Annotated in this window: 12 protein-coding genes and 1 pseudogene; 10 read left to right on the forward strand and 3 right to left on the reverse strand. The window is 33.3% G+C overall.

Annotated features, from left to right (window positions below):
- The first annotated feature begins 761 nt into the window (after positions 1 to 761).
- The 3 genes from Q0252_RS09695 to Q0252_RS09705 are packed head-to-tail and all read left to right on the forward strand — an operon-like array spanning position 762 to position 2,425.
- The gene (locus tag Q0252_RS09695) at positions 762 to 1,019 is read left to right on the forward strand and encodes a helix-turn-helix domain-containing protein (RefSeq protein WP_297985716.1); all 258 of its coding nucleotides are present in this window, start codon (positions 762 to 764) and stop codon (positions 1,017 to 1,019) included.
- A gap of 7 nt (positions 1,020 to 1,026) precedes the next feature.
- A complete protein-coding gene (locus Q0252_RS09700) occupies positions 1,027 to 1,821 on the forward strand; it encodes a transcriptional regulator (protein ID WP_297985718.1) in 795 nt (264 codons plus the stop codon).
- On the forward strand, positions 1,784 to 2,425 hold the full coding sequence (locus Q0252_RS09705; RefSeq protein ID WP_297985721.1) for an AAA family ATPase: 642 nt from the start codon (positions 1,784 to 1,786) through the stop codon (positions 2,423 to 2,425). The genes Q0252_RS09700 and Q0252_RS09705 overlap by 38 nt, the downstream gene beginning before the upstream one ends.
- A gap of 279 nt (positions 2,426 to 2,704) precedes the next feature.
- On the opposite strand, the gene Q0252_RS09710 is transcribed toward Q0252_RS09705, so the two are convergent.
- The gene (locus tag Q0252_RS09710) at positions 2,705 to 3,988 is read right to left on the reverse strand and encodes an ATP-binding protein (RefSeq protein WP_228411038.1); all 1,284 of its coding nucleotides are present in this window, start codon (positions 3,986 to 3,988) and stop codon (positions 2,705 to 2,707) included.
- A 201-nt stretch (positions 3,989 to 4,189) separates the two neighbouring features.
- On the opposite strand from Q0252_RS09710, the gene Q0252_RS09715 reads away from it, so the two are divergent.
- Positions 4,190 to 7,153 carry a DEAD/DEAH box helicase gene (locus tag Q0252_RS09715; RefSeq protein ID WP_297985723.1) on the forward strand — a complete coding sequence of 988 codons (2,964 nt, stop codon included), beginning with the start codon at positions 4,190 to 4,192 and terminating at the stop codon, positions 7,151 to 7,153.
- Between the two features lie 517 nt (positions 7,154 to 7,670).
- Positions 7,671 to 7,825 (forward strand): annotated as a pseudogene (locus tag Q0252_RS09720) (ISAs1 family transposase); the annotation flags it as partial.
- Between the two features lie 216 nt (positions 7,826 to 8,041).
- Here Q0252_RS09720 and Q0252_RS09725 read toward each other — a convergent pair.
- Both Q0252_RS09725 and Q0252_RS09730 read right to left on the reverse strand, forming a co-directional pair.
- Positions 8,042 to 9,361, reverse strand: coding sequence for a HAMP domain-containing sensor histidine kinase (locus Q0252_RS09725; protein ID WP_297985724.1), 1,320 nt, complete (start codon positions 9,359 to 9,361; stop codon positions 8,042 to 8,044).
- A 165-nt stretch (positions 9,362 to 9,526) separates the two neighbouring features.
- The gene (locus Q0252_RS09730) at positions 9,527 to 10,867 is read right to left on the reverse strand and encodes a sigma-54 dependent transcriptional regulator (protein ID WP_297985725.1); all 1,341 of its coding nucleotides are present in this window, start codon (positions 10,865 to 10,867) and stop codon (positions 9,527 to 9,529) included.
- Positions 10,868 to 11,022: 155 nt separating this feature from the next.
- On the opposite strand from Q0252_RS09730, the gene Q0252_RS09735 reads away from it, so the two are divergent.
- The 5 genes from Q0252_RS09735 to Q0252_RS09755 all read left to right on the forward strand — a co-directional run bounded on the left by Q0252_RS09735 (position 11,023) and on the right by Q0252_RS09755 (position 18,595).
- Positions 11,023 to 12,264 (forward strand): efflux RND transporter periplasmic adaptor subunit, encoded by a 1,242-nt coding sequence (locus Q0252_RS09735; protein ID WP_297985726.1) that lies wholly within the window; start codon positions 11,023 to 11,025, stop codon positions 12,262 to 12,264.
- A 45-nt stretch (positions 12,265 to 12,309) separates the two neighbouring features.
- On the forward strand, positions 12,310 to 14,385 hold the full coding sequence (locus Q0252_RS09740) for an outer membrane beta-barrel protein (protein ID WP_297985727.1): 2,076 nt from the start codon (positions 12,310 to 12,312) through the stop codon (positions 14,383 to 14,385).
- A gap of 76 nt (positions 14,386 to 14,461) precedes the next feature.
- On the forward strand, positions 14,462 to 15,163 hold the full coding sequence (locus tag Q0252_RS09745; protein ID WP_297985728.1) for a DUF2807 domain-containing protein: 702 nt from the start codon (positions 14,462 to 14,464) through the stop codon (positions 15,161 to 15,163).
- 183 nt (positions 15,164 to 15,346) lie between these two features.
- The gene (locus tag Q0252_RS09750; RefSeq protein ID WP_283943741.1) at positions 15,347 to 16,069 is read left to right on the forward strand and encodes an ABC transporter ATP-binding protein; all 723 of its coding nucleotides are present in this window, start codon (positions 15,347 to 15,349) and stop codon (positions 16,067 to 16,069) included.
- A 90-nt stretch (positions 16,070 to 16,159) separates the two neighbouring features.
- On the forward strand, positions 16,160 to 18,595 hold the full coding sequence (locus Q0252_RS09755) for an ABC transporter permease (RefSeq protein WP_297985729.1): 2,436 nt from the start codon (positions 16,160 to 16,162) through the stop codon (positions 18,593 to 18,595).
- Positions 18,596 to 18,671 lie beyond the last annotated feature (76 nt).

Here is an 18,671-nt window from a genome sequence, read left to right on the forward strand (position 1 = left end):
TAAAAAGAACTTTGGAAGTTATTCAGTATTCATGAATGTTTATGATGGATTTATTTATCTATTTTGAAAACAAAATGTCCAGTTTTTTAGTAAATAAACTGGACAAAATATTGATTATTTTCACTTCCTCACGGCTTACTAAAAAAAGAATGAGAACCTAAGTCCTCATTCAATATCCATTGCCAGATTACCAGTGCCTCAATGTTTTGTAAAGATAATAAATATTCCAAAAAAAATCAATAAACCTAAAAAACCATAACCAATTAATACCAATCATTTCAAAAACCTGCGTAATATGACCACACGGTTCTACTCAACGTGGGTAAAACAGATACAACCAACTTGCAAACCTGCGTAAAAAAGATACAACCTAAGCCAATCTCTTTCTATTTTTTTTCTTCAAAATCCAATTTATTTTAAAATTAAAGAGTTAAAGCCTAGAACAAGCGTCCATCAAGCATTTTCAGACCTCTGAAAAATCTTCATCTTGCAATAAAACTTTTGTTGCAAGATGTGTCTTTGTATATACGACTTTTCAAGTTGTCGATACAAAAACGATCTTGCCTTTTTGAAAAAGGGGAAAAACTGCGGAACTTGTTTTTTCTTTCAGAAATTGCGTTCAAGAATCTAAATTCATCTTAATTATTCTTTTTTAATCTTCCGAGATTCCAAACTCGTCTAAATTGTTCTTATTTAGCCCACACCGCATGAACACTATTGTTTTAGAATACAAATCGAATGAAATTTGCATAAAAAATATTATGGCAGTTGATATAATTACGAAAGAAGACCTAAAAGAATTTAAAATTGAACTTTTGCAAGATTTACAGAAAATTCTAAATTCCACCAAAACGATGGAGAAGAAATGGTTGAAATCTAACGAGGTTAGAAAAATTTTGAAAATTTCCTCAGGGACATTACAGACGCTTCGCATCAATGGAACTTTACAGTATTCCAAAGTGGGTGGAACAATCTATTACAATTATCAGGACATCGAGAAAATGCTAAATCAGAAATAATTTCGGTATGAATTACATTTTTCATCTCACTGGTTTTTACGACAAAATACAGGAAGACAACCGACTGAATCCTACTCACATCAGTCTTTACCTTGCTTTGTTTCAGTTTTGGAACCTCAATCGTTTTCGAAATCCAATCAGTATTTCGCGAAATGAAATGATGAAACTGAGCAAAATTTCTGCTTTTGGAACTTACCATAAATGCATTAAAGAACTGCAAGAATTTGGATATATTGAATACATCCCATCATTCAATCCTTACAAAGGGAGTTTGGTGAACCTATTTAGTTTTGATAATTCTGAGGAGATTCAAAATTTGAATATGAAGCGTATCAAAAAACAAACAGCCTCTGAACAGGTAGAGAACAGGATGCATATCAAAATCGATACAGGTTCTGAACAAGCACTGATACCTTCTATAAACAGTATAAACTCTTTAAACAATAAACAATTAAAAGATAATGAGCAATCAAGAATTTTTGATGAAGAGAATTTGCTTTTAAAGAAAAAAAATAGTTTGATAAAAATTCCACCGGACATTTTAGAAGTTGAAATGTATTTTCTGGAAAGGGATTCCACAAAACTTGAAGCCGAAAGGTTTTTCAATCATTACGAAAGCAATGGTTGGCTCGTCGGCGGAAAATCGAAGATGAAAAATTGGGAAGCCGCTGCGAGAAATTGGCTTTTAAATTCGAAAAAATTCAATAATACCTCAAATTCCCCTAGTTTTGCGAATGGAGTGGAGTTAAAACCAAATCACCTCAATGCAACTACCAACAAATCCTATCGAGATGAGTTATGACTACAGAGAAGTTGTAATGTGGCTACGAAAATCAGGCAGAAAGTACCTAGGCAAAAACTTTATTATTCCTGAAAACGAAAAAGGAATTATTTTCGGAATGCTCGCTTGGTTTCTTCAGGACGAATTAGTAGCCAAAGAAATGAATATCGATCTCAGGAAAGGAATAATGCTAAGCGGACCAATCGGATGCGGAAAAACCACACTTTTCAAGCTGATGGGAAAAATACCTTCCGAGAGAAAAAATTTCATGATGACTTCTACACGCCAAATTGTTTCAGAATTTATGCAGTCTGGCTACGAAATATTAGAAAAATATTCTCGTGGGAGTCTATACAATGATTATCGCACTCCAAAAAACTACTGTTTTGATGACCTTGGTAGCGAATCTGCCTCCAAATATTTCGGAAACGACTGCAATGTAATGGCAGAAATTCTCCTAACTCGCTACGATATTTTCAAGGAAAAAGGAATCATAACGCATCTCACCACCAATCTTACCGCTGGAGAAATAGAAACGATCTACGGGAATCGTCTTCGCTCTAGAATGCGGGAGATGTTTAATCTTTTTGGGTATGATGAAACTTCATGCGATAAACGGAGATGATTCGGAGTTTAATTCATCCTTCCAAAAATGCTAATTGGTTCAGAATGGTGTCAAATCTTAATGTATAATGACCGTTCGAATTGCCTTCTATTAGTTTGATTTTGAGTGTGATAGATGTTATTTAGATATTTGAATGGTGTCAGGAATGGTGTCAGATTTTAAAGCAAATTATCACACTATCTTCCTTTGGAATATTTGTTAATGGTTGATTATCAATAAAATAAGCTTTTTTTTGTGGCTATAAATGGTGTCACGAATGGTGTCATGAATAATATCAATCTACAAAACAGTCCATACACCGGATCTATTATTTCCACTCCTCTGAATAATGCCATCAACTTGCAGACTCTTGAGAATTCTTTTTACCGTGCTGTCTGAAATTTTCAATTCTTTACGAATTGCCGTACCAGTAATTTTTGAATCTTTTTTAATCAATTCCAAGACCTTCTGTTCAATACTAATTTCCTCAAAATTAAAAATCACATAAAAACCACTGTCATCATACTTAAAAACAGGAGCAGGAGTTTTTGCAGCTTTTGCCTCATTTAAAATCTTAATCGTTCCTCTTCCCCAAGATTCAATCAGTCCAGACCGAAAAAACGCATTAGCAATATCTGGATTGTATGGTCGGGAAGGATGTTTGACTTTTAGTTTGGCAACAGTCCAATCCTCTGGGAGTTCACCTTCATTCCAAATAATCAGTTGATTGTCGTAAACACTGATTTGAATAGGAATTCCACTTGCATAATCCTTATGCACGATAGCATTCAATATGGCTTCACGAAGTGCAGCAGGTGGAACAGGGAAACTCTCTTTTCTTTGCAGTCCATCATAAGTAATTTGCGCTTTAAGGTATTTGGTTAGGAGCAAATCAATCACTTTTTCCGCCTGTTCTATCAGTGAACCCTTCACTTCATCTTGAAAAGCCAAGTCATCATCACTTCTGAAAAAACCTATTTTGGAAGATGCACCTGTAAAAAGTTTGTCAGGTTTAGGATGAAAAAGAAGAACCGCTGCTTTTTTGAGATTTCCGTCGGGAGCAATTAAATTCAGTTTTTCTAAAATATCTTCATTGGAGTCATCTTGGATGTTCTCATCAAATCTTTCAGTTTCCGAAGCTCTTTCTTTAAAAAGATTAAATGCGCTATCAGAAAGATCTTTTAGTTTTGTGTAGGGTTCTGGTGTCCCATCCCATTTTAAACCTTGTTTTCGTAACAAAAATTTATCCAGAGCAGAACCTTTGAGTTCCTGATTAGTAGAACCACTTCTGTAATAATAACTGCCTTTGTAATTCACAGGATAAGGATAGGCATCAATAACAATTTCAAGATAATCTTTCCCTGCGTCACTTTGAAAGTTTACATCCACCAAAATGCCCAGAATATCTTTCACTTTATTGGGCAGATCTTCAGACAGTTTCTTAGCATCGGAAATACCTTTTAAGTTGCCTTTGTCATCAATACCGATATACATTTTGCCACCACTAGCATTGGCAAATCCACAAATCCACTTAATGTATTCGTCGCGCCAACTTTCTTTGTATTCGGTATTTTGGTTTTCCATAATTAAAGGTTACCACAAAAATAATGAATTATCTTTTTAAAGATGTGTTTGTTCAAGGACTTTTTCTCATCAAAAACTTTTTCATCAAAAATCAAAAAACTCTTCCAAACACTACTTTCACTTTAATAAATCTAATTCTTGAAAATATTTTTGAATACTTTTACATGGATTAATATTCAATAAGTGTATTAGTTGTGATTCATGAATGATCCAAATCAAGAGTACATTTCATTTCTCCGGTCTCTTTTTAAAGGAAGAGAAGATGTTTTTGCGATTCGATGGGAGAAAAGCGGGAAAAGTGGTTATATGCCTTCTTGCACTTATGACCCTTTTCATTTTCGAATCCATAAACAGAATGGCGGAACTTTTCAAAATTATTCACATAAAACATATTTGCCATTAACTGATAATGAACTCCAAAAGCATTTGGAAGGTCAACAGCAAATCGGGATTTATCCCTTGCTAAAAGACAATACCTCATGGTTTTTAGTGGCTGACTTTGATAAAGAAAATTGGCAAAAAGAAGCGGTTTCTTTTTTGAATTCATGTGAAAAATTAAATATTCCTGCATATTTGGAACGGTCTCGTTCAGGAAATGGAGGTCATGTTTGGATATTTTTCGAAAAACCTTTTCCTGCAATCAAAAGTAGAAAAGTATTCATTTCAATTCTAGAGAAATTAGAGATTTTTTCTTTGTTTGATAAGAGTTCGAGTTTTGACAGATTATTTCCAAATCAGGACTTTCTTTCAGGAAAAGGATTGGGAAATTTAATTGCATTACCTTTCTTTAAGCCATCTCTTGAGAAAGGAAATAGTTGCTTTATTAATCCGAATACTTTCGAACAATTTGAAAATCAATTGAGTTTTCTGCAAAATATTAAGCGAGTTTCCATTGAACACCTAGAAGGTTTATATCAGAAAGGAATTTCAAATTCTGAGACAAAGATGATAATCCAAAGCAAAAATTTACAAATTTCTTTGGACAATATTGTAAAAATAAGCAGATTTGGTTTGCCACAAATACTCATCAATTTCTTAAAAGAGGAATTAAATTTTGCAAACACCGAATTTTTTGTAAAAAAGCAATCTGGTAGAAATACTTTTGGAACCAATCGTTATTTTAAATTGGTTACAGAAACTGAAAATGAAGTTCTCATTCCAAGAGGTTTTATTGGTAAACTTATTCGATTTTGTAGAGAGAATCGCATTAACCACGAATTTTCAGACATGAGATTGAAAAAACTATCGGTCAATTATGAGTTTAACGCAACTTTGAGAAATCATCAACAAAAAGCAATTGAAGCGGTTGAAAAGAAAGATTTCGGAGTCATAGTTGCGCCACCAAATTCAGGGAAAACTTTGGTAGGTCTCAAAATAATTTCAGAAAAGAAGCAACCTGCACTCATAATCGTTCATCGAAAACAGTTGTTGGAGCAATGGTGTGAAAGAATAGAATCATTTCTAGGCATTCCTAAAAGAGAAATTGGAATCATTGGTTCGGGTAAAATGAAAATTGGTAAGCAAATCACAGTTGCAACCATTCAAAGTCTGCCGAAATATTTGGAAGATATTGCTGAAAGGTTTGGAACTATAATTATTGATGAATGCCACCATATTCCAGCAGAATCATTCCGAAATATCATTGAGAAACTTAAAACTTTCTATTTATATGGATTAACGGCGACTCCGTTTCGAAAATATAATGACGGGAAAATGATTTTCACACACATTGGTGAAATTATTACGCAGGTAAAACCAGAAGATGTAGAAAGTTTAAAACCTACGGAAATTGTGATTCGAAAAACAATGCTGGATGTTCCTTTCAATTCAAAAACAGACAGTTTTGAAACTTTATCAAAAATTTTGATTCACGACACCAATCGAAATAGATTAATTCTGAACGATGTGGAACGTGAGTTGGATAAAGGCAAAAAGGCGGTTATCATTACTGAAAGAAAAGAACACATCGATTCTTTAAACTTACTTTTAAAACAGTTTTACGAAGTGGTAACTTTGAGCGGTGACGATTCTGAAAATTCACGAAAATCTAAATGGCAGAATTTGCATCAAGGTAATTTTCAGGTGCTGATAACAACAGGACAATATTTTGGTGAAGGAACGGATTTATCAAGTATTAACAGTCTGTTTTTAGTGTATCCGTTTTCATTTGAAGGAAAAATGATTCAATACATTGGGAGAGTTCAACGTTCGGAAATCAACCCTATAATTTATGATTATTGTGACCATAAAATTGATTGTTTAAACAAATTATTTCTTAAGCGAAACACTAATTATCGTAAAATTACCAGAAAAGCAACGCTTTTTGATGATATAAAAGAGGAGTTAACACCAATCGATTCGACAAAAATTTTTGAAAATAAAATTAAGGTAGCGATTGAAGATTTGGAGTTTCATTATAGAAGTGTTGCCTTCAAATATCCAATTCAGGAAATGAACGCAACTTTTGAATTTCATATCGAAAATATGGAGATTAGACCAGAACTTGAGGTGTTGAAGCCTTATTTTGTAAAGGTGTTGAAATCCAGAACAATTAATGTGGAGATTTCTGCGGAATTCGAAAGAGGTAAGTTAATTGCACAAAATGCCATATCAAGTGATATTGAACGAATAAACGAAGAAATTGTAGAAGGTGCAAAAATTCAGTTTCTGAATAAAGAACTCATTGGAAGAAATAAATTTCACGAGAAAAACGTACTTACAGCAGAAGAATTACAGAATCAGGAAAAACTCTTCAATGATGCTGAACAAATATTACAGCAAATTTTAGTAAACAGAAACTATAAACATTCAGCACATGTTTTGTTTCTTGCTGAAAAGCACAAAAGTCAGATAATGAAAATTCGATTTGTATTACAGCCGTTTTCATTTGTGTTTCTTTTAGCAGGAAAAGATCATCATTACATAGTGTTGGAAACTTTAGACACTGAAGAAGCAACCTACATTTGGAAAACTGGTAAAAGCAAAATTTCAGTCATCAATGCCGTAATGAAAATTGATAATCAACTTACTTTCATTCGAGAAAACGGAAGGCAAATGTATTTGGAGACGAATCCAAAAGATTTTTCGAGAATTCTCCATGATTATTCAGATGATAAAAAAGGATTTATTAATTGGAAAAGCCAATTAGAAGAAATATTGCTTTAGTAAGTATAAATATTTTCTTGACACCTGAAATTAAAAACACAAAGATAATCACCACATTAACATTCTTTCAATTGAGTATCGGCAAACACTAAAAAAATAAAAAAAAAGAAAGCAAAGTTTTGTAGTCAGGAAAATGTGATGCAATATCAAGCCATAAAGGTTTTTCTGAAAAAGTTTTGTGTCATTAAAAATTTAGCCCCAAAATTTTTCTGAAAAAATATTGCAGCACATTTTCCTTCCACGAGAGTGGAGGACTTTCTTTTTTTCTTTTTCTTTTGAAAAATTTTTGACAGATTCTTGAAGTTAGTTCATAAATTCTTAAAAAAATCAAAATTCTTACAACTTGCGAAAATAAAGTATCCGGTTCGAATGTTGCACACCGTAAACGCATGGGCGGGTCTGAACAAAATTAGTCTAGGTCAGGTAAAGACGGAGGAAAGAAGTAATGAAATTGTGGCCATACCCGAAATCTTGGATTTGTTGTTTGTCGAGAAGAGCATTGTCACGATCGCGACCAAAAAGGACAGCGAATGACTCACAAAGCTTTTCGCTGCTCAACAAGATCGCCCTGAATCTGCTAAAAAACGGGAAAACATTAAAAGTGGTGAGCAAGGGAAACGCCTGAAAGCCGGATGGGATAGCAATTATTTCAAAAAATTACTAAATTTTTAGATGCGTTTGCCATCTTGTTGTATGTATTGGATAACCACAATCAAAATTAATCACTTATCTTTGCTAGTTATAATTTCTGAATCATTTAACGTCACAGAAATACATGGGTGCATAGTCTTGAGAAATCACAAAAAGCCCTTTTAGAACTTTTTATATTTCGCATTTTTCTGATACCACAACACCATGTAATTAGTTATAATTTCCCAAGGAAATTCTCTAAACAAACCAAGCCTCAAACACACTTCCTCCTTCCACATTTCTATAAACAATATATCCGTTGTGCGCTTCCATAATGGATTTTGCTAAAGTTAGACCGATTCCGGAACCGTTTTGTCGTGTGGTGAAAAAAGGTAGGAAAATTTTGTCTTGAATTTTATCGTTTATTCCTTCTCCGAAGTCTTGAATTTTTATGACGGTTCGGTTGTTCAGGTATTGGGTTTCAATCGAAATCTCCTTTTTTTCAGAATGAGTTAAAGCGTGCATAGAATTGGTTAAAAGATTTACCAAGACTCTCTCCACCATTTTTTCGTCGGCGTTCAGATTAAGTTCTGCGATGTTGAGATGTGTTTTGATATTTTTACTTTTAAACTCACTGTCAAAAATTTGCAGCACATTTTCAATCGTGGTTTTCAGGTTGAAAAGTGATTTTTTCGGTTTTGGAAGTTCGGCAACTTGTCGGTAACTGTCAATGAAATGAAGCAACTGCTGTGATTTTGAGTTGATAATTTGCAGGCTTCCTTTCATTTCGTCTTGGTCATCTTTATTCAACTCATCTTGTTCGGCGAGATATTCCAAATTTTGAATCAAACTGTTTACGGGTGTCAAAGTGTTTAAAAGTTCGTGAGAAATCACTTTCATTAAATTATTCCAAGCTAATTTTTCTTTTTTATCGATGATTTTCTGAACCGATTCCAATGAAACTACGCAGAAAATTTGGTCAGGACTTTCAATTGTCGTTGTGCGGATTGAAAAGGATTGTTTTGAACTTTCCTTCACGGAAATATCAATGAATTCTTGAGAATCTCGATAATTTGTACTTTCAATTAAAGTATAAAAATTAGGAGATTTTTCTTTGTAGAAATCCCAATCATTGTATTTCGGAACTTGCAAAATGTTGAGAAATGTAGGATTGCAAAAGAAAACTTTCCAATCGTTTTCTGTTGAAGTTTTATTTAGAATTAGGAAACCAATTTCCTGTTTAGCCAAAATATTTTCGTACAATAATTTGAAGGAAGTGAGTTGCGTGTTCTCGTTTTTGGCTTGATAGTAAAGTTTTACGGCTTCATTTTTCAGTTCATTAGTATCATCTTCCTTTGGGAAAAGTGTAAAATCTTTTCTTCGGATGGAAGTGATGATCTTCTCGGTTTCAGCGATTTTTTGGTTGATTAAAATCCAAGAATACCCCAAAAACAAAAACCCAATTCCCGAAAAAAGTAAAGCAGTGATATACTTTTTGGCAATAAAAAAATCATATCCGAAAAACAGAAAAACAATGCACAAAAGCACCAAGATTATCCACTGAAAAGAAACCGCCATTTTCATAAAATAAATCAGAATATTTTTAGAACTAAAAAATGCCACGAATGCACAAATATTCTTATTCGTGTATTCGTGGCATAAAAAACTTTCAAATTGTCAAAATAATGGAATTTTTTCACTTTAGTAGCATAATAATTTGACATTTCTCGGAGTTTTTCGGGATTATAAACCAAATTTTTCCATTCTTCTATAAAGCGATGCTCTCGTCAATCCCAATGCTTCCGAAGCAAGAGAAATATTTCCTTTGTATTTTTTCAAAGCGTTTGAAATCATTTTTTCTTCCATTTCCTCCAAATTTAATGAAGTTAAATTTTCGGCTGGTGAAATAGGATTGTTTTTCAATGCAAGATTGATTTTTCCGTCTTCCGAAAGAATAATCGCTCGTTCAATAGTGTGTTCCAATTCACGAATATTTCCCGGAAAATGATAATTTTTAAGTTCCTCATCATTTTCAAATTCCAAATCTTCTCTCGCGTATTTTTTCTGATATTTTTGAATGAAAAATTCAGACAAGTTTTGCAAATCTTCCTTTCTTTCCCTCAAAGGTGGAATTTCAATTTCTACGGTATTGATTCTATAATACAAATCTTCTCGGAACTTACCTTCACCAACAAACTTTTTCAAATCTGCATTGGTTGCAAAAATAAATCGAATATCTAAAAACCGTTCTTTGTTCTCGCCAATTCTCGTCAGTTTTTTGGTTTGAATTAAAGTCAGGATTTTTTGCTGTAATTGAGGCGAAAGATTCCCAATTTCATCTAGAAAAACTGTTCCGCCATTGGCATTTTCTATTTTTCCTGCTTTATCTGTTTTTGCATCTGTAAATGCACCTTTCGCATAGCCGAAAAGTTCGGCTTCAAACAAATTTTCAGAAAGAGAACCTAAATCGATATGAACAAAAGGTTCACTATTTCGTTTAGAATTTTTGTGAATGTATTCTGCCAAAACAAATTTTCCTGTTCCATTTTCGCCCAAAAGCAAAATGTTGGCGTCGGTTGGCGAAACTTTTTTCAAAGTTTTCATCACTTCCTGCATTTTTGGGGATTTCGTTTCCAAATTGTATTCAGAAATTGAGGTTTGCAGGTTTTCCCACTGTTGAAGTTTCTTGTTTTTTCGGGAAATATCTACGGCAAGATTTACAGAAGCATAAAGTTTTTCATTGTTCCACGGTTTTAGTATAAAATCGGTTGCGCCCTTTTTCAGAGCTTCCACAGCGAGTTCCACTTCTCCATAAGCCGTCATTAAAATCACAGGAATATTTTTGTTGATTTCCTGAATTTCTTTTAGCCAATATAAACCTTCTTTTCCGTCCTCAAAACCGCGACGAAAGTTCATATCCAAAAGAATGACATCAACATTATTTTCATTAAGAGCGGAAATTATTTTCTTTGGTGAATTGATGGTAATCACTTCCTCAAAGAATTTTTTCAACCAAACTCTCGCCGAAAAAAGGATGTCTTCATCGTCGTCAACAATTAAAATCGTGGCTTCTTTCTTTCTCATTTAAACTTTAACTGTCCGTTTCTGTACACTTACTGTCCGAAAACGAACACTTTTTTTATAATTCAATTTTTGTACATCTTATAAATCAATAACTTACAAACTCATTTTTTAATGGTACAACAATAGTGTAATTATTTGTAAATCAGTAACGTATAATGGATACGAAAATAGAGAAAAAACAATCTAAATTCAAAATAATTTTAATCGGCGTTTTGGCTTTGGCATTTTTAGGTATTTCAGCGTTTTACTTTTTTAAACAAAAGAAAACCTATAATGTGAAAGCAGAAGACATTCAAATTTCGGAAGTCACTTTCGGTAAATTTGAAGATGTAATGCTGATTACCGCTCAAACGCAATCGCTGAATTCTTCTTTGGTAAATGTTTTGGAAGGTGGTGCTGTAAAGGAAATTTATGCAGAAGACGGACAATTGGTCAACAAAGGAGCACCTTTGGCGAGAGTATACAATCCGAATACGGAATTTAATTATCTGAATCAAGAGACGGGAATTATGCAACAGATTTCGCAGATGAGAAATTCACTTTTAGAACTGAAAAACCAAGAATTCAACCAAAATAAAGAATTGCTTCAAGCACAAAACGATTATAATGTGGCTTTGCAAAATTTTAATCTTCAAAAGCGACTTTATGATGCTGAAATTGGCAAAAAAACCGATTACGATATGGCTTCTCAAAACCTGAACTATCAGCAAAAAAGAAAAAATATTACAGAACAAGGATTAGTAAACGAAAGAAACTCCCGAAATCAGCAAATTTCCGCAATTAGTAATTCCATCAATCAAATGCAGAAAAGTCTGAATGTTTTGAAGAACAACAAGAACAATTTCTTGATTTTAGCGCCTGTTTCCGGAAGGTTGTCTTCATTTAATATTTCATTAGGTCAAAATTTGACAAGCGGTGAAAGTATCGGGAAAATTGATTTAATGGACGGCTATAAATTGGTTGCAAAAGTGGATGAATATTACATCAATAAACTTCAAGTAGGAATTAAAGGAACTTTGGAAAGCAACGATAAAACTTATGATATTATAGTAACCAAAATTCTTCCCGAAGTTAAGGATGGACAATTTTCCGCCGAACTTGGATTTGTAGATGAAAAACCAATTAATCTAAAAATCGGGATGACTTTCGGAGTAAAACTGAAACTTTCGCAAGACACGCAAAGCAAAATGATTTCCAAAGGGAATTTCTACAAAGACACTTCAGGAAAATGGATTTTCGTGATTCAAGGTGACAACGCAGTAAAACGAAATATTCAACTAAACCGTGAAAACCAAATGTATTACGAAGTAACTTTGGGATTAAAAGCGGGTGAAAAAGTAATCGTGTCGGATTATGGTGATTTTAAAAATTATGAAGAACTTAATATTAAAAAGTAATTGTAATAATACCGCTAACTGTATTGTCTTTATTAAAAAAGAATTATGAAAAAACTACTTATACTTGCCATTGGTTTAGCCCCGTTTTTTGGATATTCCCAAGAAGCAAAACCTTCCGATTCTATTATCAAAACGAAAGAAATTCAAGAAATTTTATTGAAATCTCAAAAGAAAAAACAGTTTTCTGACCACGCGAATTATACTTTTGACAAGGAAGCATTAGGAAAAGCAAGACACTCCAAAGATTTATTAACAACGCTTCCCGAATTACAATTAGACCCCATTTCAAATACCGTTACAAGCATTAAAGGCGGAAAAGTTCTGTTCTTAATTAACGGAATTGAAGCAAGTGACAACCAAATAAAAAGTATTGCACCGACAAATGTAGTGAGGGTTGAATATTTTGATATTCCACCTGCGAGATATTCGCAGAGAGCAGATACTGTGGTGAACATCGTTACCAAAAATCCTGAGTTAGGATATTCTTATGGTGCAGATGTTACTTCTGCCTTAGCAACAGGTTTTGTAAATGGCTCTGCTTATGGAAATTATACCAAAGGCAAAAATGATTTCGGATTGGAATACAATATCAATCTCCGAGATTACGACAACCGGATTGTTGATAAAATCTACGACTATAACCTCAACGGAAGTCACTACAATTCCACCGAACAGCAAAAAGATCATTTTGGTTACACAAATCAAAACATTTCTCTGCGCTATGCCAATGTGGTTGCAGGAAATTATACTTTTCAGGGGAAAGGAAGTATTTTTATTAATTCCAATTTCAACAAAGGATTAGGAAAAAGCATCTTCACCCAAGATAATTTGACGGAAAACCACAGCACAGTTCACAATAGTAATTCAAATTATATTGCACCAACACTGGATTTGTATTATTCTAAAAATATTGGAAAAAAAGACGAGTTGAGTTTAAACCTCATCGGTTCTCATTATACCACGAATTCTTCACAGTTTGACCACGAATGGAACATTGCGGACAATTCCGATGTTTTCAACAACGATATGAACCTGAAGGCGAAACAGACCGGAATTGTTGGTGAAATAGCCCACGTTCATAGTTTTGAAAAAGGAAAATTGAGTTCCGGTTATCGGATTTCAAACACGGCAATTTCAAATGATCTAGTGAATTTGCTTGGTACCTCTCATTATGATGTCAATTATTTAGAACAATATCTTTATACAGAATACTCCGGAAAATGGGATAAGTTGGGTTATCGTGTAGGATTTGGCGTTACAAATATTCACAACAAAAGTGCAGAAACAACACAAGATGATTGGGCGCCAAATCCGAAAATTGCTTTAAGTTACGAATTATCCAAAAATCAGATGTTGAGGTTATATGTTGATTATGGACCCCATAGTCCAAACAGTGCCTCTTTAAGTAAAAATATTGTTCAGGTTGTCCCAAATATTGTTCAATATGGTAACCCCTATCTTAAATCATATGGTGATTATTATGGAAATATCCAATATTCTTTCAATAACAAGTTTGTGGATTTAAATTCAATTATTTTCTATGAATACAAACCCAAGGCTTATAACCAGTTCTTTATTGAAATTGATAACGGTTTCGGACTAACATATGAAAATACCGAATATACTAGAGATATTGGATTGCAATTTTCGGGATCGGTAAAACCGTTTGGTAATAAACTGTTGGTTTTGAAGGCTTTTATTGTTCCCGCTTCAACCAAAGTTAAAACAGTTAATGGCAAAGAAATTACAAATAATCAGATTAGAAATAATTTTGTGATTTCGTCAGAATACAAGTCTTTTTATATCCAATACCAATTTAGTATTCCTACAAATATGCTTTATGGAGCGTTCTTAACTAGCACTGAAAATGCGAACAACATATTTGCAAGTTATAAATTAAAAGAATGGGCTTTTACAGCAGGAATGTATTGGATGGGCATGCCTTCAGAATATAAAACAAAGAGTCTTCCTGAAAGCGTTGTGGATTACACCAGAATATCGCGTATTTACAATAATAAAAATATGTTCGTCCTCGGTTTGAGCTATGATTTTTCAAGCGGTAAAAAAATACAGATACAGAAAAAATTGAATAACAGCACGGCACCGGCTTCAACTTTTTAAAAATAAAAATATGATCACCTTAATTCTTGAAGCAATTCTTTATATGGTCAATATATTTCTAAAATAAAAAATAAAAATGAAAACAATTATCCTCACCTTATTAGCAAGTGTTACTTTGAGTTCGTGTATTACCATTAAAACTGATGGAAATGGTTCTTACGGAAATTATCAAAATTCTGATTATAATTCAGCAGAAAATTATTCCTCAAAACCGATGGAAAGTCGCGAGTTTTTTGTCTCCCACTTTTCAGAAATCAGAGCCAATTCAGGAATGAAATTTTTCATTAAAAAATCTGACAAGCAAAAAGTGGTGGTGAACTCAAATGCACTTGGATTAATTGTAGTTTCTTCTGAAAATGGCATATTGAAAGTGAAATATGACAATAATAGCTCACTACAAAACGTAAAAACTGAAGTCACTGTTTATACCAATGATTTTAAAAAATTAGATGCTTCAAGTGCAGGAAGAATTTTTATTTCGGACGATTTTAAATTGGATAAACTCGCTTTGAATTTGCACAGTGCAGGTCAAATTTCAGGAAATATTTTTGCTGAAAAACTAAACATAGTTTCAACAAGTGCCTCGGGAATTGATGCGAATGTTCAAGCCAAAAATATTGATGTAGAAGCAACTTCCGCCTCAAAAGTAAAGTTAAGCGGAACAACCAATAAAATCAATGTGGAAGCAACAAGTACTGCAAAAGTCTATCTTGAAAATTTGAAATATCAAAATCTGAATCAAGAAGTAACCTCTCTTGCAAAAGTGTACACGAAATAAAAAAATGAATTTAAACACATAAGTCATATTAGAAGAAATAATACAAATCTAAAAAGTTCACAAAGAGTGAAAATCAAAGATTTTCAGAACTAAAGTGTTCTAAAATATGAGGCAAAAAATTTTAAAAAACTAATGTGACTAATGTGTCAAAAAATAAATTTCAAATCATAAACTTCAAATAATATGATTACCACAGAAAACCTATCAAAAATATACCGCACCGACGAAGTGCAAACGACAGCGTTAAATAAAGTAAGTTTAAAAATCAATGAAGGCGAATTTGTCGCAATAATGGGACCTTCAGGTTGCGGAAAATCTACTTTGCTCAATATTTTGGGACTTTTGGATAAAGCGTCAAACGGTTCATACAAGTTTTTAAACAACGAGATTGTAGGAACAACCGAAAAGACAAAATCGGTTCTAAGGAAGAAAAACATTGGTTTTATTTTCCAAAATTTTAATCTGATTGATGAACTTTCAGTATTTGAAAATATAGAGTTGCCATTACTTTATAACGGAGTTCCTTCTTCCGAAAGAAAAAAGCGTGTCAACGAAATAATGCAAAAAATCCAAATCGACCATCGTGGAAAACATTATCCACAGCAACTTTCGGGCGGTCAACAACAGAGAGTTGCCGTTGCAAGAGCATTGGTGACAAAACCAAAACTCATTCTCGCCGATGAACCGACAGGAAACTTGGACAGCAACAACGGAAATGAAGTGATGAATTTACTCGCAGAATTGCACAGAGAAGGTTCTACAATTGTTATGGTGACGCACTCTTCTTACGATGCAGGTTTTTCCTCAAGAATTATCAATATGAAGGACGGCGAAATTTTCAACGAGCAAATTTCGGATAGAACAAAGGATTATTTTGAAAAATCTCAGGAAGATTTGGCACTTTAAAATCAAACATTCATTCTATATACTAAAGTAAACCTAACAAGTTTCTGAAACTTGTTAGGTTTCAAAAAAAACTAAAAAGCAAAAATTGTTATGCTTAAAAATTGGCTCAAAATAGCATTCATCAACTATAAAAAGAATTGGCTTTCCACATTTATCAATCTTTTCGGATTGACTTTGGGATTGACAGGATTTATGCTGATTCTGCTTCATTGGAATGATGAAGCGAGTTATGAACAATGGAATCCACAGAAAAAAGACATTTATTTTCTTCAACAATATTATAAGACAGTGGATTGGACGAACAATAATATGTCTTATCAAATGACAAAAACTGCAACGGACGAACTTCCCGAAATTGAAGATTTCGTAATGTTTGCTTACGACAACAAAGAAGGCTTGATGAAAACCAATAGCGGTAAAAGTCAGTATGTAAAAGAAGGTGAATCAACTTCGGAAAGTTTCTTTAATTTTTTCCCTTTTAAACTAAAGTTTGGCTCTTACAAAGGTGCTTTGAGCGATTACAACAAAATTGCATTGTCAGATAAATTGAGCAAACAACTTTTTGGAGACGAAAATCCTGTAGGAAAAGAATTGACATTAAGCGATGCAAAATACATCGTAACTGCAGTTTATACTTTGCCAAAAGGTAATTCTGTAGTAAAGCCTAATTATGTAGTCTTATCGCAAACGATGAAAGACGACCGCGAAAACATTAAGAAAGGTTATCAGAATTGGGGAAATAATTCTTACCAAGCATTGGTGAAAATAAAGCCGAATTCAAACATTGCAAATGTTGAAAAGGATATTTTTGAAAAAGTTCTTATTAAGAAAAGATACCCGAAAGAACAGTTGCAAAAAGAAAATGTAACGCTTGAAGAAATGCTTACTAAATACGGTCCGAACGAATTTTATCTCACTCGTTTAGATAAGGCAAGATTAGAGGCAAAATCAGGTTTCAAGGGTAAAGCAGATTATAAAACCATCAAAATATTATTTGGATTATCAGTCTTGATTTTGATTCTTTCAGCCATTAATTTCATCAATCTAAAAACCGCTCAAGGTTCGCAACGCGCAAAAGAAGTCGGTGTGAAAAAAGCGATTGGAAGCACGAAAACCCAATTGATTTTTCAGTTTTTGGTTGAAGCAATGCTGATTTGCGTCTTCGCTTACTTCCTTTCATTGGTTTTAGTGGAGTTGCTTTTACCTTCCTACAACAAGTTTTTGGATAAAGAAATGGCGATGAATGATTGGACAATTTATGCTTATTCTGCGATAATGACTTTTCTTGTAGTCTTGTTTTCGGGGTTAATTCCTGCTATTTACCTTTCTAATTTTAAACCAATTAATACTTTGAAGGGAAATTTCTCAAGAAGCAGTCACGGTGTTTGGTTGCGAAACGGAATCCTCACCTTACAATTGATTATTTCTTCATTCTTCATCATTGGCGGAATCATCATTCATCAACAGGTGAAATATATGATGAATAAAGATTTAGGATTCAATGGAAATCAGGTTATTACCATTTATTACAGTACAAAAGATTTGAGTTATAAAAAATATGAACGTCTAAAAACCGAACTCAAAAAAGTAAACGGAGTAGAAGATGTGACTTTTGGAGAAGCAACGCCAACAACAGGAGGAAGTTCCTCTAATATGGATTGGCGCAATAAAAGCGTAACCGCACAACACGGTGCAATGGATTATAACTTCCTCGATTTCTTTGATATGAAATTGGTAAAGGGAAGAAATATTTCGCCAAAATATTCGTCGGACACCATAAATACAGTTTTGGTTAATGAAACTTTTGTTAAACAAATGGGTTGGACAGCGGATGATGCGTTGAAAAATGAACTGAAACCGGGATTTGACGATAAACAATATAAAATCATTGGCATAGTGAAAGATTACAATTTATGGAATGTAAAGGGTGAAACGCCTGCAGTAGTTTTCTTCCACTATTTTGTAACCGAATGGAAAAGGAATAATATGTATTTTATGGAAGTAAAACTCAATAAAAATGATATTGATGGAACCGTTTCAAGAATCAAAAATTTTTGGGAAACAAAAGCAGAACCAGGATATCCTTTCAATTACTCATTTGTAAATAAAGAATTCGCCAAAACCTTTGAGAAATATCAAAAACAACAAACACTTTTCACGATACTAAACATCATCGTTCTCACCGTCGCATTACTCGGTTTATTCGCACTTTCATCATTATTAATCGAACAAAAACTTAAAGACGTCGCCATCAAAAAAACATTGGGTGCTTCCGAAAAATCAATCGTTTTAGATTTAACGAAAAAATTCTTGGTAATTTCTGCAATCGCCGTGTTAATCAGTATTCCTATCAGTTATTATTTTATGAATGAGTGGCTGAAAGATTTCGCTTACCGTATTGAAATGCCTTGGTTTCCGTATGTTTTGAGTTTTGTGATTTTACTGCTTTTGACTTTTGCAGTTGTGAGCATCAAAGCGTATCGTGCAACGCAAGTGAACTTGGTTAAATATCTTAAATACGAATAGTTTCTCAACACATTAGTCACATTAGAAGAAATACAATGCGCAAAAAAGTTCACATAAGGTAAAAAATCGAAGATTT

The sequence above is a fragment of the uncultured Chryseobacterium sp. genome, from assembly GCF_936933875.1.
Classification (GTDB): domain Bacteria; phylum Bacteroidota; class Bacteroidia; order Flavobacteriales; family Weeksellaceae; genus CAKZIK01.

Bases quoted from the DNA above. Each gene is read 5' to 3' on its own strand.
- Q0252_RS09695 (WP_297985716.1), top strand. From the start codon at position 762: ATGGCAGTTGATATAATTACGAAAGAAGACCTAAAAGAATTTAAAATT.
- Q0252_RS09700 (WP_297985718.1), top strand. From the start codon at position 1,027: ATGAATTACATTTTTCATCTCACTGGTTTTTACGACAAAATACAGGAA.
- Q0252_RS09705 (WP_297985721.1), top strand. From the start codon at position 1,784: ATGCAACTACCAACAAATCCTATCGAGATGAGTTATGACTACAGAGAA.
- Q0252_RS09710 (WP_228411038.1), bottom strand. From the start codon at position 3,988: ATGGAAAACCAAAATACCGAATACAAAGAAAGTTGGCGCGACGAATAC.
- Q0252_RS09715 (WP_297985723.1), top strand. From the start codon at position 4,190: ATGAATGATCCAAATCAAGAGTACATTTCATTTCTCCGGTCTCTTTTT.
- Q0252_RS09725 (WP_297985724.1), bottom strand. From the start codon at position 9,361: ATGGCGGTTTCTTTTCAGTGGATAATCTTGGTGCTTTTGTGCATTGTT.
- Q0252_RS09730 (WP_297985725.1), bottom strand. From the start codon at position 10,867: ATGAGAAAGAAAGAAGCCACGATTTTAATTGTTGACGACGATGAAGAC.
- Q0252_RS09735 (WP_297985726.1), top strand. From the start codon at position 11,023: ATGGATACGAAAATAGAGAAAAAACAATCTAAATTCAAAATAATTTTA.
- Q0252_RS09740 (WP_297985727.1), top strand. From the start codon at position 12,310: ATGAAAAAACTACTTATACTTGCCATTGGTTTAGCCCCGTTTTTTGGA.
- Q0252_RS09745 (WP_297985728.1), top strand. From the start codon at position 14,462: ATGAAAACAATTATCCTCACCTTATTAGCAAGTGTTACTTTGAGTTCG.
- Q0252_RS09750 (WP_283943741.1), top strand. From the start codon at position 15,347: ATGATTACCACAGAAAACCTATCAAAAATATACCGCACCGACGAAGTG.
- Q0252_RS09755 (WP_297985729.1), top strand. From the start codon at position 16,160: ATGCTTAAAAATTGGCTCAAAATAGCATTCATCAACTATAAAAAGAAT.